Raw genomic sequence first — 18,177 nt, 5'->3', positions numbered from 1 at the left:
TGCGCGTACGGGGGTGGACCCCCGCTGGGTGAGAGTGTCGAACCATCACGAGATCTCTCCGATCCAGCTGGGCTCGGCCTGGGCCGGGAAGAACCGCGAGCGGATGGCTTCGGATGCTTCGCGCGTGACTTTCTGCACACGCTGCATGTGCAGCGGCAGCTCACCGAGGATGTCGCTGATCGGCCGGTACTCGAGGTCGTTGCGGATCTGTCCGAGCGCCCGCAGCACCGTGTTGGAGTGACCGACACGATCGGCCCGCGGGTCGATGGCGCTCATGCACTCCTCGGCACGCTGGATCGAGTAGATGATCGAGCGGGGGAAGAGGCGGTCCAGCAGCAGGAACTCCGCCGCATTACGGGCGCTGGGCATGCCGCGGTACGTCCGCAGGTACGCCTCGTACGCGCCGCACGAGCGCAGGATAGTCGTCCACGACGGGCCCGACGCTTGCGTGAGCGAGCGGGTGGCCAGGAGCCGCGCGGTCATGTCGGCGCGCTCGATGCTGCGCCCCAGCGTGAAGAACTGCCACGCCTCATCCCGGCTCGTCGACGAGTCGACGATGCCCACCGCGAGCGCAGAGCGTTCGCGCACCCACCCGAAGAACTCGTGCACCTTGTCGGTCTGCAGGCGCCGCGGCATCCGCGAGTTCGTCGTGTTCAGCGTCTCCCACAGCTCACTGGACACGATCTCGCGGGCACGGCGGGCGTTCTCGCGCGCGGCGGTCAGGGCATACGCGATGCTCGCCGGGTTCATGCGATCCACGGCCAGGCGCTGCAGCACCTCGCCGCGCCGCACCTTGTCGTCGCCTTCGGGGACGACCGACCCCATGACGCTCAGCAGCGAACGGCACGCGGTGTCTTCGTCGATCCAAGGATCTTCGAGCAGCAGCTGCAGGTGGATGTCGAGGATGCGTGCCGTGCCGTCGCTGCGCTCGATGTAGCGCCCGATCCAGAACAAGCTTTCCGCAATGCGGCTCAGCATGAGCCGTCCTCCCTGGTCCCTCGCCCGCGTGTCTCACCTTCCGCAGACCGTGTCTCAGCATCTGCAGAATGGGGCACTGATTCCTGCAGAATGTGAGACACGGTGCGGGCGGGGCGGGCGGGGCGGGCGGCGGGAACTTGACGGGCCTGCTGCTGTTGCTCGTGCTGTGGACCGTGCTCGGATGCGGCCGGCTCGGCCTGTTGCTGCTGCTCCTGCTGCTCCGTGCGGCTGCGGGGGCGGTCGTGCGGCGAGTGCGTCACCTCGGGCTGCCCGTCGTAGACGATCGGGATCGAGGCGGTGATCGTCGCCGCCTGATCGGCCACGAGTCCGGCGAGGCCGATGCCCTGGCCGTACTCGACGTGGGTGGGAGCCGACCCGCCGACGATCCACGTGTCCTTGGATCCGCCGCCCTGGCTGGAGTTGACGACGAGCTGCCCCTCGGGAAGCGCCACGCGCGTGAGCCCGCCGGGAAGCACCCACACGTCGTCGCCGTCGTTCACGGCGAAGGGGCGCAGATCGGCGTGACGCGGCCGCATCCCGTCTTCCACCAGCGTGGGGATGGTGGACAGCATCACCACCGGCTGAGCGATCCACCCGCGCGGGTCGGCGATCAGGCGCTGCCGGAGCTGTTCCAGCTCCGACGGGGAGGCGTCGGGACCGACGACCAGGCCCTTGCCGCCCGACCCGTCGACGGGTTTGACGACGAGTTCGTCGAGTCGGTCGAGCACCTCTTCCAGCGAACCCGGATCTTCCAGGCGCCACGTGTCGACGTTGCGGAGGATCGGCTCTTCCGCGAGGTAGTAGCGGATGAGCTCGGGCACGTAGGTGTAGAGGAGCTTGTCATCGGCCACGCCGTTGCCCACGGCGTTGGCGATGGTCACGTTGCCCAGACGGGCGGCGAGCATCAATCCCGGGGCACCGAGCATCGAGTCGGCACGGAACTGGAGCGGGTCGAGGAATTCGTCGTCGACGCGGCGGTAGATGACGTCGACGCGCTTGGGTCCGCGCGTCGTGCGCATGAACACCTTGCCGCCCACGCACAGCAGGTCGCGTCCCTCGACCAGTTCCACGCCCATGAGCCGGGCGAGGAGCGTGTGCTCGAAGTATGCCGAGTTGTACACGCCGGGGGTGAGCACGACCACGTTCGGGTCGTCGATCCCGCCCGGGGCGGAGGCGCGGAGCGCGGCGAGAAGCTTGTTCGGGTAGTCGCCGACCGGGCGGACGCGCAGGGAGGTGAACAGCTCGGGCAGGGTCTGCGCCATGACGCGGCGGTTCGAGATGACGTAACTGACGCCGCTGGGCACGCGCACGTTGTCTTCGAGCACGCGCATCTCGCCGTGCTCGTCGCGGATGAGGTCGATTCCGGCGACCTGGATGCGGACGCCGTTGGCGCTGCGGATGCCGGCCGCGTGGCGGTAGAAGTACTGCGACGACGCGATCAGCTGCGCGGGGACGACGCCGTCGCGCACGCAGTGCTGGCTGCCGTAAGCGTCGTCGAGGAACGCCTCGAGCGCGCGGACGCGCTGCTTGACCCCCGACTCGATCCGCGACCACTCGTCGTAGTCGATGATCCGCGGTACCGCGTCGAGTGGGAAGGGTCGCTCCTCCCCGGCGAAGTCGAAGGTCACACCCTGCGCAAGGTAGGAACTGGCGAGCGACTCGGTGCGTCCGCGCAGCTCGTCCTGCGTCATCTGGGCGAGTGCCCGATAGAGCTCGCGATACGCCTCGCGGGATTCCGTGTGCGCCCCAGGATGCGCCGGATCACCGAACATCTCGTCGAAGGGCGGGATGCCGGACGGGGTCTTGCGTGGGGCCAACGTGGCGCCGTAGCCGTCGAACAGGTCACCCATGTCATGAGCCTATCCGGGGCCGTGTTGCCGAAATGTTTCCGACCCAGGGGCTTGCGCGCCGCCCTCTCGCCGCCCAGGGTTCCCGACCGCTCGCCCCCTCGCGGACCCGGGGTCGACACCCCCTGCCGCAGTCCACTTCCCCCGCGGAGGTGGCGCACGTGCGTCACGGCGCATTTGCGGCACCCGCGGCGCACATCGACTGGCCACACTGAAGGCACCCCCTGGTCACCACACGTTCGGAGACGCATGTCCGCTCGTCCCATCCGCATCCCCTGGCGAGGCACTCTCGCTGCCGCCCTGTCGACCGCGCTCGTCCTGACGGGTGCGACCGCGTCCCTGGGCGCCGCATCCCCGCCTCCGCCGTCGCCCGATCTCGCCGCGTCGGCGGGCGCCGGCGAGAAAAGCGTGACGCTCGTCACCGGCGACGTCGTCACCGTCGGCGACGCGGCCGCGGGACGCAAGACCGTCTCGGTCGCCCCGGCCGAGGGGCGCGAAAGCGTGACCTTCCAGACGACCGAGGTAGACGGAAGGTTCCTCGTCATCCCCAGCGACACCGTTCCCTATCTGGCCGCGTCGCTCCTGGACCGGCGACTGTTCGACATCACCGGGCTCATCGAGGACGGCTACGCCGAGCGTGATGCGCTTCCCCTCATCGCGACCTACGCCGACCCCGAGGCCGTCCGCACCCAGTCCTTCCCGGAGGCGACGGCCACCCGCCCGCTCCCCTCGATCGACGGCACGGCCCTCGAGACGGGAACCGATTCCCTGGCCGAGCTCTGGCGCACCCTGACACCCGGCGAGACCGGAGTGGCCGACACATCCAGCAGCGTCTCCCTCGGCAACGGCATGTCGGGTCTGTGGCTGGACGGGATCGTGCGCCCGACGCTGGAGCAGAGCGTGGGCCAGATCGGCGCACCCGACGGCTGGGCGGCGGGCTACACCGGCGACGGCGTCAAGGTCGCGGTGTTGGACACGGGTGTGGATGCCACGCACCCCGATCTCGCCGACCGGGTCGCGGCGGCGGAGGACTTCTCCGAGAGCGCGACGGGAACCAGCGACCTCTTCGGCCACGGCACTCACGTGGCCTCGACGATCGCAGGAACGGGGGCGGGCAGCGAGGGCCGCGAGCGCGGCGTCGCCTACGATGCCGACCTCCTCATCGGGAAGGTCTTGGCCGACGACGGGTTCGGCCAGTTCTCCTGGGTGATCGCCGGCATGGAGTGGGCAGCGGCCGAAGGCGCCGACATCGTCAACATGAGTCTGGGTGGCGGACCGACGGACGGCACCGACCCGCTGAGCGTCGCGCTCGACCGCCTCGCGGCCGAGACCGGCACGCTGTTCGTCGTCGCTGCCGGGAACGAAGGCGGTGTCGAGACCGTCGGTGCCCCCGGTACCGCGGCCCGTGCACTCACAGTCGCCGCCGTGGACGCCGAGGGCGCGATGGCCGACTTCTCCAGCCGTGGACCGCGCTATGGAGACGGAGCCCTCAAGCCCGACATCTCGGCGCCGGGAGTGGACATCGTCGCCGCCCGAGCGGCGGGCACCGACATGGGCGACGCGGTGAACGACCTCTACACAGCGGCCTCCGGCACCTCGATGGCGACCCCGCACGTCGCCGGGGCAGCAGCGCTTCTGGCCCAGCAGCGGCCCGAACTGACCGGCGCCGAGCTGAAGGAACTGCTGATGAGCTCGGCCACCTCCGCTCCCGACGCGTCGGTGTGGGAGCAGGGCGCGGGCGAGGTCGACGTGACCCGCGCCATCGGCCAGCAGGTGCGCGCCAGCGGGTCGGTCGACTTCGCGCACGTGAGCGAGGATGCACCCGTCACCCGGACGATCACCTACCGCAATGACTCGTCCGACGCCGTCCGGCTGGCCCTCGCACTGGACGTGCGCAACGCGGATGATCGCAGCGTGACGTCGGACGCGTTCACGGCGCCTGAGAGCGTCGATATCCCCGCCAAGGGGTCGGCGGACGTCACGGTGACCCTCGATTCGGGCCTCCTGCCCCGCGCCAACTGGTCGGGCGCCCTGACGGCCACCTCGGCCGACGGCGAAGTCAGCGTGCAGACCGCCGTGGGCGCGATCCGCACCGGGCCCAAGCACCGCGTCACGGTCACCGCCGTCGGTTTCGAGGGTGAGCCGGTGACCGCTCCCGTCGACTTCTTCGGCGAGCGCCTGGGGACCGATGTGTTCGATTGGGTGGGCGAGAACGAGGGGCCACGGCAGATCTTCCTCGAGGAGGGCTCCTACCTCCTCAGCGGTCTCATCACCAACGGAGGCGGACAGCACCCGCGCACGGCGGCGATCGTCGATCCCAACGTGGAGGTCACCGGCGACATGTCGATCGTGCTCGACGCTCGGAAGACGCGTGAGGTGACCGTGCGCACCCCGCAGCTCGCCCAGCAGCAGACGGTGCACAGCTTCTACGCCTACCGGAAATTCGCGAGTGGTCGCGCCGTCAGCGCAGGAGTCCGCGAGTTCGGCGAGACCGGCGTGTGGGTCACCCCCACGAAGGAGGTCACCGACGGCGCGTTCGAATTCTCCTCACGTCGGCAGATGGTGCGCCCCTCCGCCGTCCTCGAGACCCGCGGTTTCGACGGGGTCCCCGTGATGAACCTGATCGCGACGTCTCCCCAGTGGGATCGTCCGCGGACGCTGGGGCTCGTGGCCCCGGGACCCGACTTCGCCGGCGTACGCGGGCGAATCGCCGTCATCGAGGCAACCGACGCCAGCGAGCAGGACGACCTGGTCGCCCGTGCGGCCGCGGCGGGTGCGGCAGCGGTCATCCTCGTCTTCCCCGAGGAATTCTCCATCCGCGACGTCTTCGACCCGAGTGCCGAACGAGATCCCATCCCGGGGATGGTGACGAACGCCCGCGACGGCGAGAAGCTCCTCGCGCTCGCTCGAAAGCGCGGCGCGACGGCGAAGCTCGAGGTCAGTCGGTCGAGCCCCTACCTCTACGACATCCAGCACTCCGTCTCGGGGAGCATCCCGGACGGGATCGAGATCGAGGTGACGAAGGCGAACACTCACCGCGTCCGCACCACCTACTCCGACACCGGCGGCTTCCCGTGGACGGATGAGCAGCGATTCAGCTGGCGGCCGTGGCAGGAGTATGCGCTGAACGACACGTCGCGGATCGTGGCGACACCCTCGACGCGGGAGGAGTGGGTCACGGCGGATGACTCGCTGTGGCAGCACAGAGTCCTCGCATCGCGCTTCGACCTCAACTGGGGGGCTCTGCAGGGCGGGGTGGCGGGGCTGCCCCGGACGTATGAACCCGGACACTCCGAGGAGACCTGGTACGGCACCGTGATGCGCTCAGCCGGCGTGGCGGGCGTGCCCTCCACGCGCACCGACGATGTGATGTCGCTGCGGATCCCGGAGTACGTGGATGCGGAGGGCCACTTCTCGATCGGCGAGACATCGAGCACGGCGGCGCGGCTCTTCCGCGACGACACCCTGGTCGCCGAGACGACCTCGGGCGTGGCAGACGTCGACGTGCCGGGCGGGGCGGGCCGTTACCGGCTCGAGCTCTCGGCACGGCGGGATACCCCCGAGTGGCGCTGGTCGCCCGCGGTCGATACGGCGTGGACCTTCCGCTCGGATCGCCCGGCGGACGGGAAGACGGCGGAACTGCCGCTCATCCACGTCTCGTACGAGCCTCCGGTCGACGACACCGGAACAGCATCCCGGCGCTCGCACACGCTGCCGATCCGCATCACGGATGCAGCCGGCGCGACGGTCCGCGATGCGAAGGTGGAGGTGTGGCTCTCCTCCGACGCGGGTGCGACGTGGAAGCCCGCACGCGTGAGCGGCCGCAAGGGCGACGTGAAGGTCGAGGTGCCGCGCGGAGACGCGCCCGTGTCCGTCCGGGTCGTCGCGTCCGCCGGCAAGGATCGCCAGGTCGAGCAGACCGTCATCGACGCCTACGGGCGAGGCTGACACCGGAGGCTTGACACCGGAGGGGCTGGCTCGGATCAGAGCCAGCCCCTCCGTGCTGCCTGGAAGGCCAGCGCGGGCCGACTGTCTACACCGGCGAGAGCCATGAGGCGCATGAGGCGGCGCTGGACGGTGCGCCGGCTGATGTCGAGGAGGGTGCTGATCGACTTGTCCGGCATGCCGGCCACGAGAAGCGAGAGAAGAGCCTGATCCTCCTCCGTCACATCCGGAGACTCGGTGCGGTCGTCCTCCGCGGCACCGGCCAGGCGGAGCGGGGTCGCGCCCTCCCACACACTGTCGAAGAGGGCGAGGAGGGCGTCGAGGAGCTGCCCGGGACCGATCACCGCGGCCGTCGGCTCGGCCACCCCGCGGTCGGCGTCCGGAAGCAGAGGGCAGAGCGCGGTGGTGCGGTCAACGATCGCCAGCCGGACGGGGAGGGTAGGCACCACCCGGCTCTCCTCACCCCACCCCATCGCCTGGGCGACCCCGTCCATCTCGCCCGGCATCTCCAGCAGTGCCCGCTCGTACACGGCTCGATAGCGCACGCCGCGCTCCAGGGCCGCACGCTCCTCGCCGTTCTCGGTACCGGCCATCGCCAGCGGGTTGGCCCGGCAGAACCAGAGGATCTCCTGCCGCGCGGAGGACTGCAGCGCGCGCAGGGTCTCGCGCAGCGGCTGCGCGCCGGTGACCACCTCGACCACGAAGCGCGGGTCGCGGCGCCGGTTCGCAGTCCGGTAGGTCTCGCTCAGCGAGGCGACCAGAAGCCGCGACGCATCCAGCGCCTGCTGGTGACGAGCCAGCGGGGCGGCGAAGGCGACATCGGGTGATACGGCCTCGACCGTCCCGTCCGGCGACGCACCGTGGCTGACGAGCCCCCTGTCACGCAGCCGCTCGACCAACCGACGCGCATCGGGCAGCGGCACTCGCATCGCCTCGGCCACGCGCGCGGCGTCGGTCGCCCCCGACCCGAGGATCACCCGGTAGGCGGTCTCCTCGTCAGGGTCGAGCAGACCGCGGTCCGCCGGCCCGTCGCCGTCCCGCGCCTGCGACGCACGCTCCGCCGTGGTGCCCCACGCAGCCCCGCCCGAGGCCGGAGTCGCTCCGTGGCCCGGGAACGGTTCACCCATGCAGCGAGAGTAACCGCCCGCATATTGCGGACATGTTTCCCTCCACAGCCTCCGCGTCAGGCCGCCAGGACGATGGTGAGCTGCTCGACGGCCCAGTCGAGTTCGGTCGCGCGGATGACGAGGGGCGGCGCGATGCGGATGGTCTGTCCGTGCGTGTCTTTCACGAGTACGCCGCGCTTCAGAAGCCGCTCGGCCACCTCGCGGCCCGTCCCCACCGCGGGGTCGATGTCTACACCGGCCCAGAGCCCCGCGATGCGCACCGCCGTGACCCCCGAGCCCACGAGTTCGGCGAGCTTGCCCTCGAGGTGCTCGCCGAGCGCGGTGGCACGCGTCTGGAATTCTCCGGAGGCGAGCATCTCGACCACCCGCAGACCCACGGCCGTGGCGAGCGGGTTGCCGCCGAAGGTCGACCCGTGTTCGCCCGGCCTGATCACGCCCAGCACGTCGCGGTCGGCGACGACGGCCGAGAGGGGCAGGATGCCGCCGCCCAGCGCCTTGCCGAGGAGGTAGACGTCGGGGACGACGCCCTCGCGATCGCACGCGAAGGTCGTGCCGACGCGCCCGAGGCCGGACTGGATCTCATCGGCGATGAACAGCACGTTGTTGGTCGTCGTCATCTCCCGCACGGCGCGGAGGTAGCCCTCGGGCGGGATGATCACACCGCCTTCGCCCTGAATCGGCTCGATCAGCACCGCGGCGGTGTTCTCGTCGATCGCCGCTTCGATCGCGGCCGCATCCCCATAGGGCACCCGGATGAATCCGGGCGCGTAGGGGCCGAAGTCATCGCGGGCGGAGGGGTCGTCGCTGAAGCCGATGATCGTGGTGGTGCGGCCGTGGAAGTTGCCGTCCGCGACGATGATGGTCGCCGCATCCGGGGCGATGCCCTTCACGCGGTAGCCCCACGCGCGGGCCACCTTGATGCCGGTCTCCACCGCCTCGGCGCCGGTGTTCATCGGCAGCACGAGGTCTTTGCCGCAGAGGTCCGCCAGCGCCGCCGCGAAGGGGCCCAGCCGGTCGTTGTGGTACGCGCGGCTCGTGAGAGTGACTCGCGTCAGCTGTTCCTGGGCTGCGGCGAGGATCGCGGGATGCCCGTGGCCGAAGTTCAGTGCCGAGTACGCCGACAGCAGGTCGAGGTACCGCTTGCCCTCCACGTCGGTGACCCAGACGCCTTCGCCGCGCGAGATGACGACGGGAAGGGGCGAGTAGTTGGCGGCGACGTGCTCGGCCTCGCCGGCGATGATCCGCACGGTTCCGGTGTCGAGCGGCGTGCTCACCGGGTTCCTCCGCGCAGCTCGAGCGTGCAGCACTTGATGCCGCCGCCGCCGAGGAGCAGTTCGGACAGGTCCAGGAGAACCGGGGTGTACCCGCGTTCGCGGAGCTGCGCTTCGAACCCGGTCGCCCGCGGCGAGATGATCACGTTGCGTCCGTCGCTGGCGGAATTCAGCCCGAACACGGCGCCGTCGGCATCCGAGACCTGGATGGCGTCGGGGTAACGTTCGCGCAGGACGCCCTGGCTGCGCTCGTCGAAGGCGCTCGGGAGGTACGCGATGTTCGCGCGCTCCACACCACCGGCCGCTGAGCCTGTCGAGGGGCCCTGGACCGGGTCGAGGACGGAGATCGCGGTGTCGAGGTGGTAGAACCGCGGGTCGGTCAGGGTGAGCGAGACGACCTCGCGGCCGAAGACATCCCCGACCTCGCGGTGGCTGTCGCCGGTGGAGCGGAACCCGGTGCCGGCGAGGATGGTGTCACCCACGAGGAGGAAGTCGCCCTCGCCCTCGTTGACCTCGGCCGGGTCTACGACCTCGAAGCCGTTCTCGCCGAACCACCGCATGAACGCCGGGCCCTCCGGCCCGCGCTCGGCGAAGCGGAACTTCGCACCGTACGCGATGCCGTCGATCACGAAACCGCCGTTGGCGGTGTACACCATGTCGGGGAGGCCCTCGAGGGGGTCGATGAGCTCGACGTCGTGGCCGAGGGCGCGGTACGTTTCGTACAGGCTCTGCCACTGCTGGATGGCGCGCGCCGTGTCGGTGGGCCGCGTGGGCTCCATCCACGGGTTGATGCTGTAGCTGACGGTGAAGTGCTCGGGGCGGCACATGAGGTACCGCCGGTGCTGCTGGATGGGGTCGGTGCTCGCAGCTGGAGCGATGGATTCGTGCGCGGACATACGGCTCCTCGGATGAAGGTCGGCGGACGCTGTCCACAGGCCCGGTGGAGCTGGGGAAGCCGACGATCCGGACACGCCGCGACCATTGTGCCACGCGGCATCCGGCAAAGACGAGAGGATGCCTCCCCCCAGCGAGAAACAACACTCCGGGCGAGACGGCACGCGCCGCGCCGTTTCTCGTCCGGAATGCCGTTTCTCGCGGTGGGGGCCGCCGGGGCGCGGGTCAGTCGGCGAGGACGACCACCTTGCCGATGGTGTGCCCGGCGTCCACCGAGGCCAGGGCGGCGCGCGCCTCCGACATCGGCCAGGTCGCCTCGATCTCCGGGGTCAGGCGGCCCGCGGCGGCCAGCTCGAGCAGGTCGGCGGTGACGGCGGGCTTGGTCACGGCGGCGATCGGGCGGAAACGTCCCCGCACGACGAGGGTTCGCAGCATCCGCGGAATCGGGCTGAGGATGCCGCTGCTTCCTCCCACCACCGCGACCGTGCCGCGTGGGCGCAGGAGATCGCGGAGGGTCCGCAGCGGCGGCTCGCCGGCGATGTCGATGATCGCGTCGAAGGACGCCGGCGGGAGCTCGTTGAGCGGGGTGCGGCGGTAGTCGAACGTGCGCGTCGCGCCCAGCCCGCGGAGGGTCTCCTCGGCCCTCGCCCCGCACGTCGCCCACACCTCGGCGCCGCGCCCGGCGGCCAGCTGCACCGTAAAGGTTCCGACTCCCCCGCCGGCGCCGACGACGAGCACGCGGTGGCCGGAGGCGACGCGGCAGGCGTCGAGTGCGGCGACGGCGGTGTTCCCCGCGATCGGCAGCGCCGCTGCGACCGTCACGTCGACCGACGGCGGACGGCGAGTGAGGCGAGAGACACGGGCCACGGCGAAGTCGGCGAGCGTTTCGCTGCCGGCGCCCACGACGCTGTCGCCGACGGCGAAGCCCTCGACGCCCGGGCCGAGCGCGAGGACGGTGCCCGCCACGTCCATACCGCGTCCGCGGATGCGAGGGCGGCGGAGCCCCGCGAACAGCCGGATCAGCGGCGGGTCGCCGCGCATCATCCGCACGTCGCCCGAGTTGAGCGACACCGCCTCGACGCGCAGCAGCACCTCGCCGCGTCCGGGACGCGGAAGCTCGGCGGTCTCGGCGGCGACGGCGTCGGCCGAGCCGTAGGCGTGCTGGCGCCACACGGTCCGGGTGCGGGGCAGGGTTCCGGCAGCATCCATGGCTTCATTCCTCGGGGTAGGAGAACACGTCGTCCAGCGGAACACCGAAGACGCGGGAGATCTGGAAGGCGAGCTCGAGCGTGGGCGAGTAGCGCCCCTGCTCGATCGCGATGAGGGTCTGGCGGGTGACGCCGACGCGGCGGGCGAGTTCGGCCTGTGTCATGTCGCCGTGGGCGGCGCGGAGGGCGCGGATCTCGTTGGTGACACGGGTGGGCTTGACCATCAGACCAGCCCGCGCCGGTACGCGATGACCCGCGCGATGCCGCCCACGAAGGCCGAGAGCGCAAAGCCGAAGAAGAGGGTGTTGGCGGTCCAGAACCCGTCGGCTTCGACCGCGCACAGCACGATCCCACCGAGGCCTGCGATGACCATGAACGCCTGCCCCACGCGGTCGCCCAGGTGCGCGATGTCGCGGTCGCGTTGGTCGGACCGGCCGACCCCGTCGGGGTCGCGCATGCCCGCGAAGATCCCCCACAGGATGCTGACGAGGATCGCTCCGACGATCGAGATGCCGATCGTCCAGAGCATGATCGGCGCCCAGTCGACCTCGGTCAGCGGGCCGCCGTCGGCCTGCTGCAGCACGAGGACGACGTAGACGGTCAGAGACACGATCGTCACCACCAGGCTCGACCACGTGTTGCGCTCTTGGTAGACCATGTCATCCTCCGATGTACAGAATTCTTTACATCGGAAGCATGCCACGCGCGCATTCCCATGTCAAGAATTCTTTACACCCTCGTTCCCGCGCCTCTTCGCCCCCCCCCGCGAGAAACGACGTTCCGGACGAGACGGCACGCGTCGCGCCGTTTCTCGTCCGGATCGTCGTTTTTCGCCGGGCCTGCGGGGGGCCGGCAGGAGCGGGCGGGCGGGAGGGGGCGGGCGGGAGGGGGGCGGGAGGGTCAGATGATGGCGGCAGTCCAGGGGTCGGGGGTGCCGTACCGGTGCGCGGTGATGCTGATCGACTGCTCGTGGAGGAACGGCAGCAGCTCGATCCGGCCGGCCGTGGTGACCTCGTCGGTGTAGACCGCCAGGTCGGGGTCGCCGTCGACGGCGTGCGCCAGCGCGCGGTGAAGCGCCGCGACGGAGCCGGCCGCGCCGACCAGCCGCACCCGCGGGGCGCGCGGCGGGGATGCTCCATCCTCGGCCGGCACGCTGGCCCCACCCCCGGCCACCATCCGCTGGATCCACTCCTCGTCGGTCTCGACCGACACGGGCACGCCAAGCTCGCCGAGCGAGCGGCGCACCTCGGCGGAAAGGCCCACCGGGGCGCTGAGGGTGAACCCGGCCCCGGCGCGCACACCGGCCAGAACCACCCGCAGCACGGCCTGCCACGGCGCATCCGCCGTCGCCCGCACCGCGACATCCACCGGCCGATAACGCAGGAGGTTGCGTTCGATGCCCAGGTGCGACACGTCCTTGACCCGCCCGAAGTCGCGGTCCCACGCGATCGCGTCCGAGAGGGCGCCGCGGCGCAGCCACTCGAACGCCTCGTAGTCCAGCGACGACTGAGCCGCCTCGATGACCCCGGTGATGCGGGAATCGAGACCCCGCAGATGCAGCGTGGAGGACGGCGGCGCGCCCGCGGTGCCGCGCCACGAGCCGAGCCCCACGAGGTAGTTCGGGCCGCCGGCCTTCGCGCCCGGTCCCACCGACGAGCGCTTCCAGCCGCCGAAGGGCTGCCGCTGCACGATCGCGCCCGTGATGCTCCGATTGACGTAGAGGTTGCCCGCCTGCACGCGGTCGAGCCACAGCGCCAGGTCGTCGGGATTCTGCGTATACAGGCCGGCGGTCAGACCGAACTCGACGGCGTTCTGGAACTCGAGCGCCTGCGCGAGCGAGTTCGCGTGCATGACCCCGAGGACGGGGCCGAAGAACTCCTCGCGGTGGAACCGCGAACCGGGGGCGACGCCGGTTCGGATGCCCGGCGTCCAGTAGCGCCCGGCCTCGTCAGGGCCGAAGTCGAGTTCTCGCGGCTGGATGAGCCACCGCTCGCCCTCGCCGAGGGTCGTGAGCGCCCACTGCAGCGTGCCGCGCGGCTCCTCGATGACCGGGCCCACCTCGCTCAGTGGGTCGGAGGCGGGGCCCACGCGGAGCGACGTCGTGGCGTCCACCAGCTGCTGCGCGAAACGGCGCGAACGGGCGACGGGTCCGACGAGGATCGCGAGCGATGCCGCCGAGCACTTCTGCCCGGCGTGCCCGAAGGCGCTGCGGACAAGATCGGATGCGGCCAGGTCGAGGTCGGCGGAAGGCATCACGACGACGGCGTTCTTCCCGCTCGTCTCGGCGAGGAGCGGGAGGTCGGGCCGCCACGAACGGAACAGCTGCGCGGTCTCCCACGATCCCGTCAGCACGACGCGTTCCACGGCGGGGTGCTCGATGAGCGTCCGGCCGAGGGCGTCTTCGTCGAGGTCGACGAGCGCGAGCACATCGCGGGGAACGCCCGCATCCCACAGCGCCTCGGCCACCACGGCGGCGCACCGCCGGGCCTGCGGCGCGGGCTTGAGCACGACCCCGCTGCCGGCGGCGAGTGCGGCGAGCACTCCCCCGGCCGCGATGGCGACGGGGAAGTTCCACGGGGGCGCGACCACGGTCACCCGGGCCGGGGTGAACACCGCTCCCGCGACGCGGTCGAGTTCCCGAGCGGTCGCCGCGTAGTAGTTCGCGAAGTCGATCGCCTCGCTCACCTCGATGTCAGCCTCGGCGAACACCTTGCCCGTCTCGGATGCGGCGACCTCGATGAGCGTTCCCCGACGCGCGGCGAGCACGCGGGCGGCACGGGCGAGAACCTCGCCCCGTTCTGCCGCGGGGCGCGCGCTCCATGCCGCCGCCGCATCCCGCACGCCCTCGATGACGGCGTCCAGTCCTCCGGCGTCGTCCACCCGCGCAGCCTGCACCGCGGCGTCACCGGCGGTCGAGCCGGCGACACGGGCGAGGATCGCCGCCGCCCATTCGCGGTTGGCCGGAAGCGCGGGATCGGAGTCGGCCGCGTTCCGGAATCCCGGAGCGCCCACCGCATCGGCCGTGCCCTCGCGCTCGGAGAACACCGCCGTCTCGACGAACGCCTCCCCGCCGAACAGCACCTGCGCGGGGCCGGTGTCGGCCGAGCGCGCGATCCCGAGGACGGCCTGCGTGAGACCTTCCTCGGCGGCGGGCGGGTCGCGGAGGATGCGGGGCGCATCCAGGTCGGGATCGGACTGGCGCTCCTGTTCGCGGTTCGAGCCGAGCGGCAGGCGCGGGTCGATGGCGCGCTCGAGAGAGGCGACGTACCGGTCGCGTTCCCGCGAGAGCAGCTCGGGATCCTCGGCGAGGTCGAACGCGGCGGAGAGGAAGTTCTCGCCGGACGCGTTCTCCTCCAACCGGCGCACGAGGTAGCTGATCGCCACGTCGAACTCGTCGGGGCGGACGACCGGCACGTACAGGAGCACGCGCCCGACTTCGCGCGCAACGGCGGCGACCTGACTCTGCGCCATGCCGAGGAGCATCTCGAACTCCACCGCGTCGCGGACGCCCCGCTCCCCGGCGAGCAGCCACGCGTGCGCGATGTCGAACAGGTTGTGCCCGGCGACGCCCACGCGCACGGCTGCGACCGACTCGGGCCGGAGGGCCTCGTCGAGGCAGCGCAGGTAGTTCGCGTCGGTGTCGAGCTTGCTGTCGTAGGTGGCCAGCGCCCACCCGTGGATGACCGCATCCACTCGCTCCATCGCGAGGTTGGCGCCCTTGACGAGGCGGATCTTGATGCCGGCTCCGCCCCCGGCGACGCGCTGCCGCGCCCAGGCGGTGAGCTGGCGGAGCGCGGGGAGCGCGTCGGGGAGGTAGGCCTGCAGCACGATGCCCGCGTCCAGGCTCGTCAGGCGCGGGTCTTCGAGCAGGCGCGTGAACACGGCGATGGTCAGGTCGAGGTCGCGGTACTCCTCCATGTCGAGGTTGACGAAGGTGCCGTCCGCGGCCGCGCTGAGGTAGAGCGGCAGGAGGCGCTCGGCGATACGGTCGACCATGTCGTCGAAGGCCCACAGCGACAGATGCGACGCGATCGCCGACACCTTGACCGACACGTAGTCGACGTCGGGGCGTCGGATGAGGTCGTGGATGCCGTCGAGCCGGCGCTTCGCCTCCTCCTCGCCGAGCACGGCTTCGCCGAGGAGATTGAGGTTGAGCCGCGCCCCCCTCTCGCGCAGCTTCGCCAGGGCGGGCCCGAGCTTGTCGGGTCGCGCGTCGACGACGAGGTGGCCGACCATGTCGCGCAGGGCCCGTCGCGCGATCGGCACGACGGGCGCCGGCAGCGCCGGGGCGATGATCCCGCCCAGGTGCACGGCCCCGCGCAGGTACCAGGGCAGGAAGTCGGGGACGAGCGGAGCGATGCGATGCAACTGGGATGCGGCGGCCGCGAGGCTCTCCGGCCGCATGACGCCATCGATGAACCCGACCGTGAACGGCAGCCCCTGCGGGTCGCGGAGCACACCCGCCAGCCGTGCGGCCGACGGATCGACCGGCTCGGCGGCCGCCTCGGCGACCCAGCGCTGGGCGAGCTCGACCGCGCGATCCGCGAGATCCGGAGGCAGCGCGGGCGCAGTCGTGCTCATGCCGATCAGCCTAGGCGCGGTCTCTCGCGCATCCCCGGATTCGGGCGCCGTGGCCGCATTCGGATGCTCGCCGCCATCCGAATCCGCGGTGTCCGATCACACGTCCCAGACGCTGGGTGCCGGGCGCCGTGTGGAGGGGAGAGCCGACCCTGCAGCCCAGTCGTGCACCCACGGCTCGACATCCGGGAGGCCGTCCGGCTGACCCATGGCGGCGAACAGCTCGTCGTGTGCGACCGTTCCGCCCTCGCGCTTGAGCATGCGCGCACGGATGATCGCGCGGGCGTAGATCTCGCCGCGGACCACCGCGCGGTGCTCGAGGTACAGCGCACGGTCGTCGTGCCCGAGGAGGCGGGTCTCCAGCTCGAACCGCTGCCACAGATTCAGCGACTTGCGGAACGTCACCGTCTCGCTGGACACCACCGGATACCAGCCCTGCTCGCGCATCTTGTCGGAGATGCCGGTGCGAACCATCAGGTCCCACCGGCCGAGGTCGAACAGCGACAGGTACCGGCCGTTGTTCATGTGGCGCAACAGGTCGATGTCGGTGGGCAGCGTCGTGAGGCGGATGCGGCCGACCTCGGTCAGGCCGAGGCGTCCGCCGGGACGGCGGGCGCGACGGCGGGCTCGGGCGAGGACGAGGAGGGTGCGCCAGAGGAGATTCACGATCCGCGATCGTAGCCGCCGGGCGCCAGGATGCCGCATCCGTTGGGCAGCTTCACAGCCCGCACCGACCTCGGCCGCCCCGAGGCTTCACCCGGCACAGGTCAGGCGACCGCGACGTCCAGCTGCACGACGGCCCAGGACAGCCGCGGGAGCGTCGCGCGCAGCACGCCGTCCTCGAGCCCGACGGAGCGCAGGGGCACGAGGCCCACCGAGTCCGGGGCATCCTGCGTGTTGGCGGTGTGCCGGTCGCCGCCCTCGGGGAGGGTCAGCACCTCCGCGTCGCGCACGCCGGTGACACCGAGTCCGCGCAGCTCCAGTGTCACCGCGGCGTCCTCGTCCATCGACCGGTTCGCGAGGAACAGCGCCACGCGACCGGACTCCTCGTCCCACGTGGCCGCCGCGTCCACCGCATCCACGTCTCCGAACTTCGCCGTCGCGACCTGCGTCGACTCGACGGCCAGGCGCAGGATGCGTCCGCGGGCGAGTTGCGCGATCCGCGCGAACGGCCAGAAGATCGTCTGCCGCCACGCGGGGCCGTTCTCCTCCGAGCGGATGGGCGCGATGACGTTGACCAGCTGCGCCTGGTTGGCGATGCGCACGCGGTCGCCGTGGCGCAGCAGGCTGTGCAGGAAGGTGCCGACCACGACCGCGTCGGTGACGGAGTACGTGTCTTCGATGAGACGCGGATGCTCCCGCCACTGCCGAGCGACCAGGTGCGGCTGATCCTCGCTCTGCAGCCCCTCCTGGTACCAGACGTTCCATTCGTCGAAGGAGATGTTCACCTGCTTGCGGTGCTTGCCGGCGGCCTTGACCGCGTCGATGGTGGACACCACGCCCTCGATGAAGGCGTCCATGTCGACGGCTTCGGCCAGGAAGGAGGCGGAGTCCTCGTCGCGCTCCTGGTAGTACGCGTGCATCGAGATGTAATCCACCTCCTCGTACGCGTGGGTGAGCACGGTGTGCTCCCATGAGCCGAAGGTCGGCATCTGCCGGTTCGACGAGCCGACGGCCACCAGTTCCAGGTCGGGGTCGACGAACCGCATCGCCTTCGCCGTCTCCTGCGCGAGCCGGCCGTATTCGTGCGCGGTCTTGTGGCCGATCTGCCACGGTCCGTCCAGCTCGTTCCCGAGGCACCACAGGCGGATGTCGAAGGGTTCGGATGCTCCGTTGCGCCGACGGAGGTCCGACCAGTACGTGCCGCCGGGGTGGTTGGCGTACTCCACGAGCGCCCGGGCCTCCTCGACCCCCCGGGTGCCGAGGTTGACCGCCTCCATCACCTCGACGTTCGCCTCCTTCGCCCAGTCGACGAACTCGTGCAGGCCGAACGCGTTGGTCTCGACGGTGTGCCACGCACCGTCCAGCCGCCGGGGGCGGTCGGCGACGGGACCCACGCCGTCCTCCCACAGGTACCCCGACACGAAGTTGCCCCCCGGATAGCGCACCACCGTGGGACCCATCTCCTTCACGAGCGCCAGCACGTCGCGGCGGAATCCGCGCTCATCCGCTTCGGGATGCCCCGGCTCGAAGATGCCCGTGTACACGCAGCGGCCCATGTGCTCGACGAACGAGCCGAAGAGGCGCCGGGGTACGTCGGCCACGGTGAAGTCGCGGTCGATGACGATGCGGGTGCGGGGCATGGTTCTCCTGTGCGGTGAGCGGAAAG

12 protein-coding genes are annotated in these 18,177 nt (G+C 71.0%); 1 reads left to right on the top strand and 11 read right to left on the bottom strand.

Going from position 1 to position 18,177, the window contains the following annotated elements; all coding sequences use genetic code 11:
• Nucleotides 1–45 precede the first annotated feature (45 nt).
• Both AC2DGY_RS01125 and AC2DGY_RS01120 read right to left on the bottom strand, forming a co-directional pair.
• Entirely contained in the window at nt 46–978 is a 933-nt protein-coding gene (locus tag AC2DGY_RS01125) for an alpha-E domain-containing protein (RefSeq protein WP_484507859.1), read from the bottom strand.
• Nucleotides 972–2,828, bottom strand: coding sequence for a circularly permuted type 2 ATP-grasp protein (locus tag AC2DGY_RS01120; RefSeq protein ID WP_484507858.1), 1,857 nt, complete (start codon nt 2,826–2,828; stop codon nt 972–974). The genes AC2DGY_RS01125 and AC2DGY_RS01120 overlap by 7 nt, the downstream gene beginning before the upstream one ends.
• Before the next feature lie 246 nt (nt 2,829–3,074).
• Here AC2DGY_RS01120 and AC2DGY_RS01115 point away from each other — a divergent pair, with 246 nt between their 5' ends.
• On the top strand, nt 3,075–6,773 hold the full coding sequence (locus tag AC2DGY_RS01115; protein ID WP_484507857.1) for a S8 family serine peptidase: 3,699 nt from the start codon (nt 3,075–3,077) through the stop codon (nt 6,771–6,773).
• A 35-nt stretch (nt 6,774–6,808) separates the two neighbouring features.
• Here the strand turns inward: AC2DGY_RS01115 and AC2DGY_RS01110 are convergent, their stop codons facing one another.
• The 9 genes from AC2DGY_RS01110 to arfA form a co-directional block, all read right to left on the bottom strand.
• On the bottom strand, nt 6,809–7,897 hold the full coding sequence (locus tag AC2DGY_RS01110) for a hypothetical protein (RefSeq protein ID WP_484507856.1): 1,089 nt from the start codon (nt 7,895–7,897) through the stop codon (nt 6,809–6,811).
• Nucleotides 7,898–7,953: 56 nt separating this feature from the next.
• Nucleotides 7,954–9,171 carry an ornithine--oxo-acid transaminase gene (gene rocD / locus AC2DGY_RS01105; RefSeq protein ID WP_484507855.1) on the bottom strand — a complete coding sequence of 406 codons (1,218 nt, stop codon included), beginning with the start codon at nt 9,169–9,171 and terminating at the stop codon, nt 7,954–7,956.
• Entirely contained in the window at nt 9,168–10,064 is an 897-nt protein-coding gene (gene ddaH / locus AC2DGY_RS01100; RefSeq protein WP_484507854.1) for a dimethylargininase, read from the bottom strand. The genes rocD and ddaH overlap by 4 nt, the downstream gene beginning before the upstream one ends.
• A 223-nt stretch (nt 10,065–10,287) precedes the next feature.
• Nucleotides 10,288–11,271 carry an NAD(P)-dependent alcohol dehydrogenase gene (locus AC2DGY_RS01095; protein ID WP_484507853.1) on the bottom strand — a complete coding sequence of 328 codons (984 nt, stop codon included), beginning with the start codon at nt 11,269–11,271 and terminating at the stop codon, nt 10,288–10,290.
• Between the two features lie 4 nt (nt 11,272–11,275).
• On the bottom strand, nt 11,276–11,494 hold the full coding sequence (locus AC2DGY_RS01090) for a helix-turn-helix transcriptional regulator (RefSeq protein ID WP_484507852.1): 219 nt from the start codon (nt 11,492–11,494) through the stop codon (nt 11,276–11,278).
• Nucleotides 11,494–11,928: a hypothetical protein gene (locus AC2DGY_RS01085; RefSeq protein WP_484507851.1), complete on the bottom strand. Its 435-nt coding sequence runs from the start codon at nt 11,926–11,928 to the stop codon at nt 11,494–11,496. The genes AC2DGY_RS01090 and AC2DGY_RS01085 overlap by 1 nt, the downstream gene beginning before the upstream one ends.
• Nucleotides 11,929–12,170: 242 nt before the next feature.
• The gene (locus tag AC2DGY_RS01080) at nt 12,171–15,851 is read right to left on the bottom strand and encodes a proline dehydrogenase family protein (protein WP_484507850.1); all 3,681 of its coding nucleotides are present in this window, start codon (nt 15,849–15,851) and stop codon (nt 12,171–12,173) included.
• Nucleotides 15,852–15,947: 96 nt separating this feature from the next.
• Nucleotides 15,948–16,514 (bottom strand): acyl-CoA thioesterase, encoded by a 567-nt coding sequence (locus AC2DGY_RS01075; RefSeq protein WP_484507849.1) that lies wholly within the window; start codon nt 16,512–16,514, stop codon nt 15,948–15,950.
• Between the two features lie 101 nt (nt 16,515–16,615).
• Nucleotides 16,616–18,151: an arabinosylfuranosidase ArfA gene (arfA, locus tag AC2DGY_RS01070; protein ID WP_484507848.1), complete on the bottom strand. Its 1,536-nt coding sequence runs from the start codon at nt 18,149–18,151 to the stop codon at nt 16,616–16,618.
• Between the last annotated feature and the right edge of the window lie 26 nt (nt 18,152–18,177).

Source organism: Microbacterium sp. Z6_144, from assembly GCF_057197625.1.
This window is presented reverse-complemented; position numbering and strand designations above follow the sequence as displayed.

What these genes read in the sequence shown, in the direction of transcription:
- AC2DGY_RS01125 (WP_484507859.1), bottom strand. Translation starts at nt 978, where the DNA reads ATGCTGAGCCGCATTGCGGAAAGCTTGTTCTGGATCGGGCGCTACATC.
- AC2DGY_RS01095 (WP_484507853.1), bottom strand. Translation starts at nt 11,271, where the DNA reads ATGGATGCTGCCGGAACCCTGCCCCGCACCCGGACCGTGTGGCGCCAG.
- AC2DGY_RS01090 (WP_484507852.1), bottom strand. Translation starts at nt 11,494, where the DNA reads ATGGTCAAGCCCACCCGTGTCACCAACGAGATCCGCGCCCTCCGCGCC.
- AC2DGY_RS01085 (WP_484507851.1), bottom strand. Translation starts at nt 11,928, where the DNA reads ATGGTCTACCAAGAGCGCAACACGTGGTCGAGCCTGGTGGTGACGATC.
- AC2DGY_RS01080 (WP_484507850.1), bottom strand. Translation starts at nt 15,851, where the DNA reads ATGAGCACGACTGCGCCCGCGCTGCCTCCGGATCTCGCGGATCGCGCG.
- AC2DGY_RS01120 (WP_484507858.1), bottom strand. Translation starts at nt 2,828, where the DNA reads ATGGGTGACCTGTTCGACGGCTACGGCGCCACGTTGGCCCCACGCAAG.
- AC2DGY_RS01115 (WP_484507857.1), top strand. Translation starts at nt 3,075, where the DNA reads ATGTCCGCTCGTCCCATCCGCATCCCCTGGCGAGGCACTCTCGCTGCC.
- arfA (WP_484507848.1), bottom strand. Translation starts at nt 18,151, where the DNA reads ATGCCCCGCACCCGCATCGTCATCGACCGCGACTTCACCGTGGCCGAC.
- AC2DGY_RS01110 (WP_484507856.1), bottom strand. Translation starts at nt 7,897, where the DNA reads ATGGGTGAACCGTTCCCGGGCCACGGAGCGACTCCGGCCTCGGGCGGG.
- ddaH (WP_484507854.1), bottom strand. Translation starts at nt 10,064, where the DNA reads ATGTCCGCGCACGAATCCATCGCTCCAGCTGCGAGCACCGACCCCATC.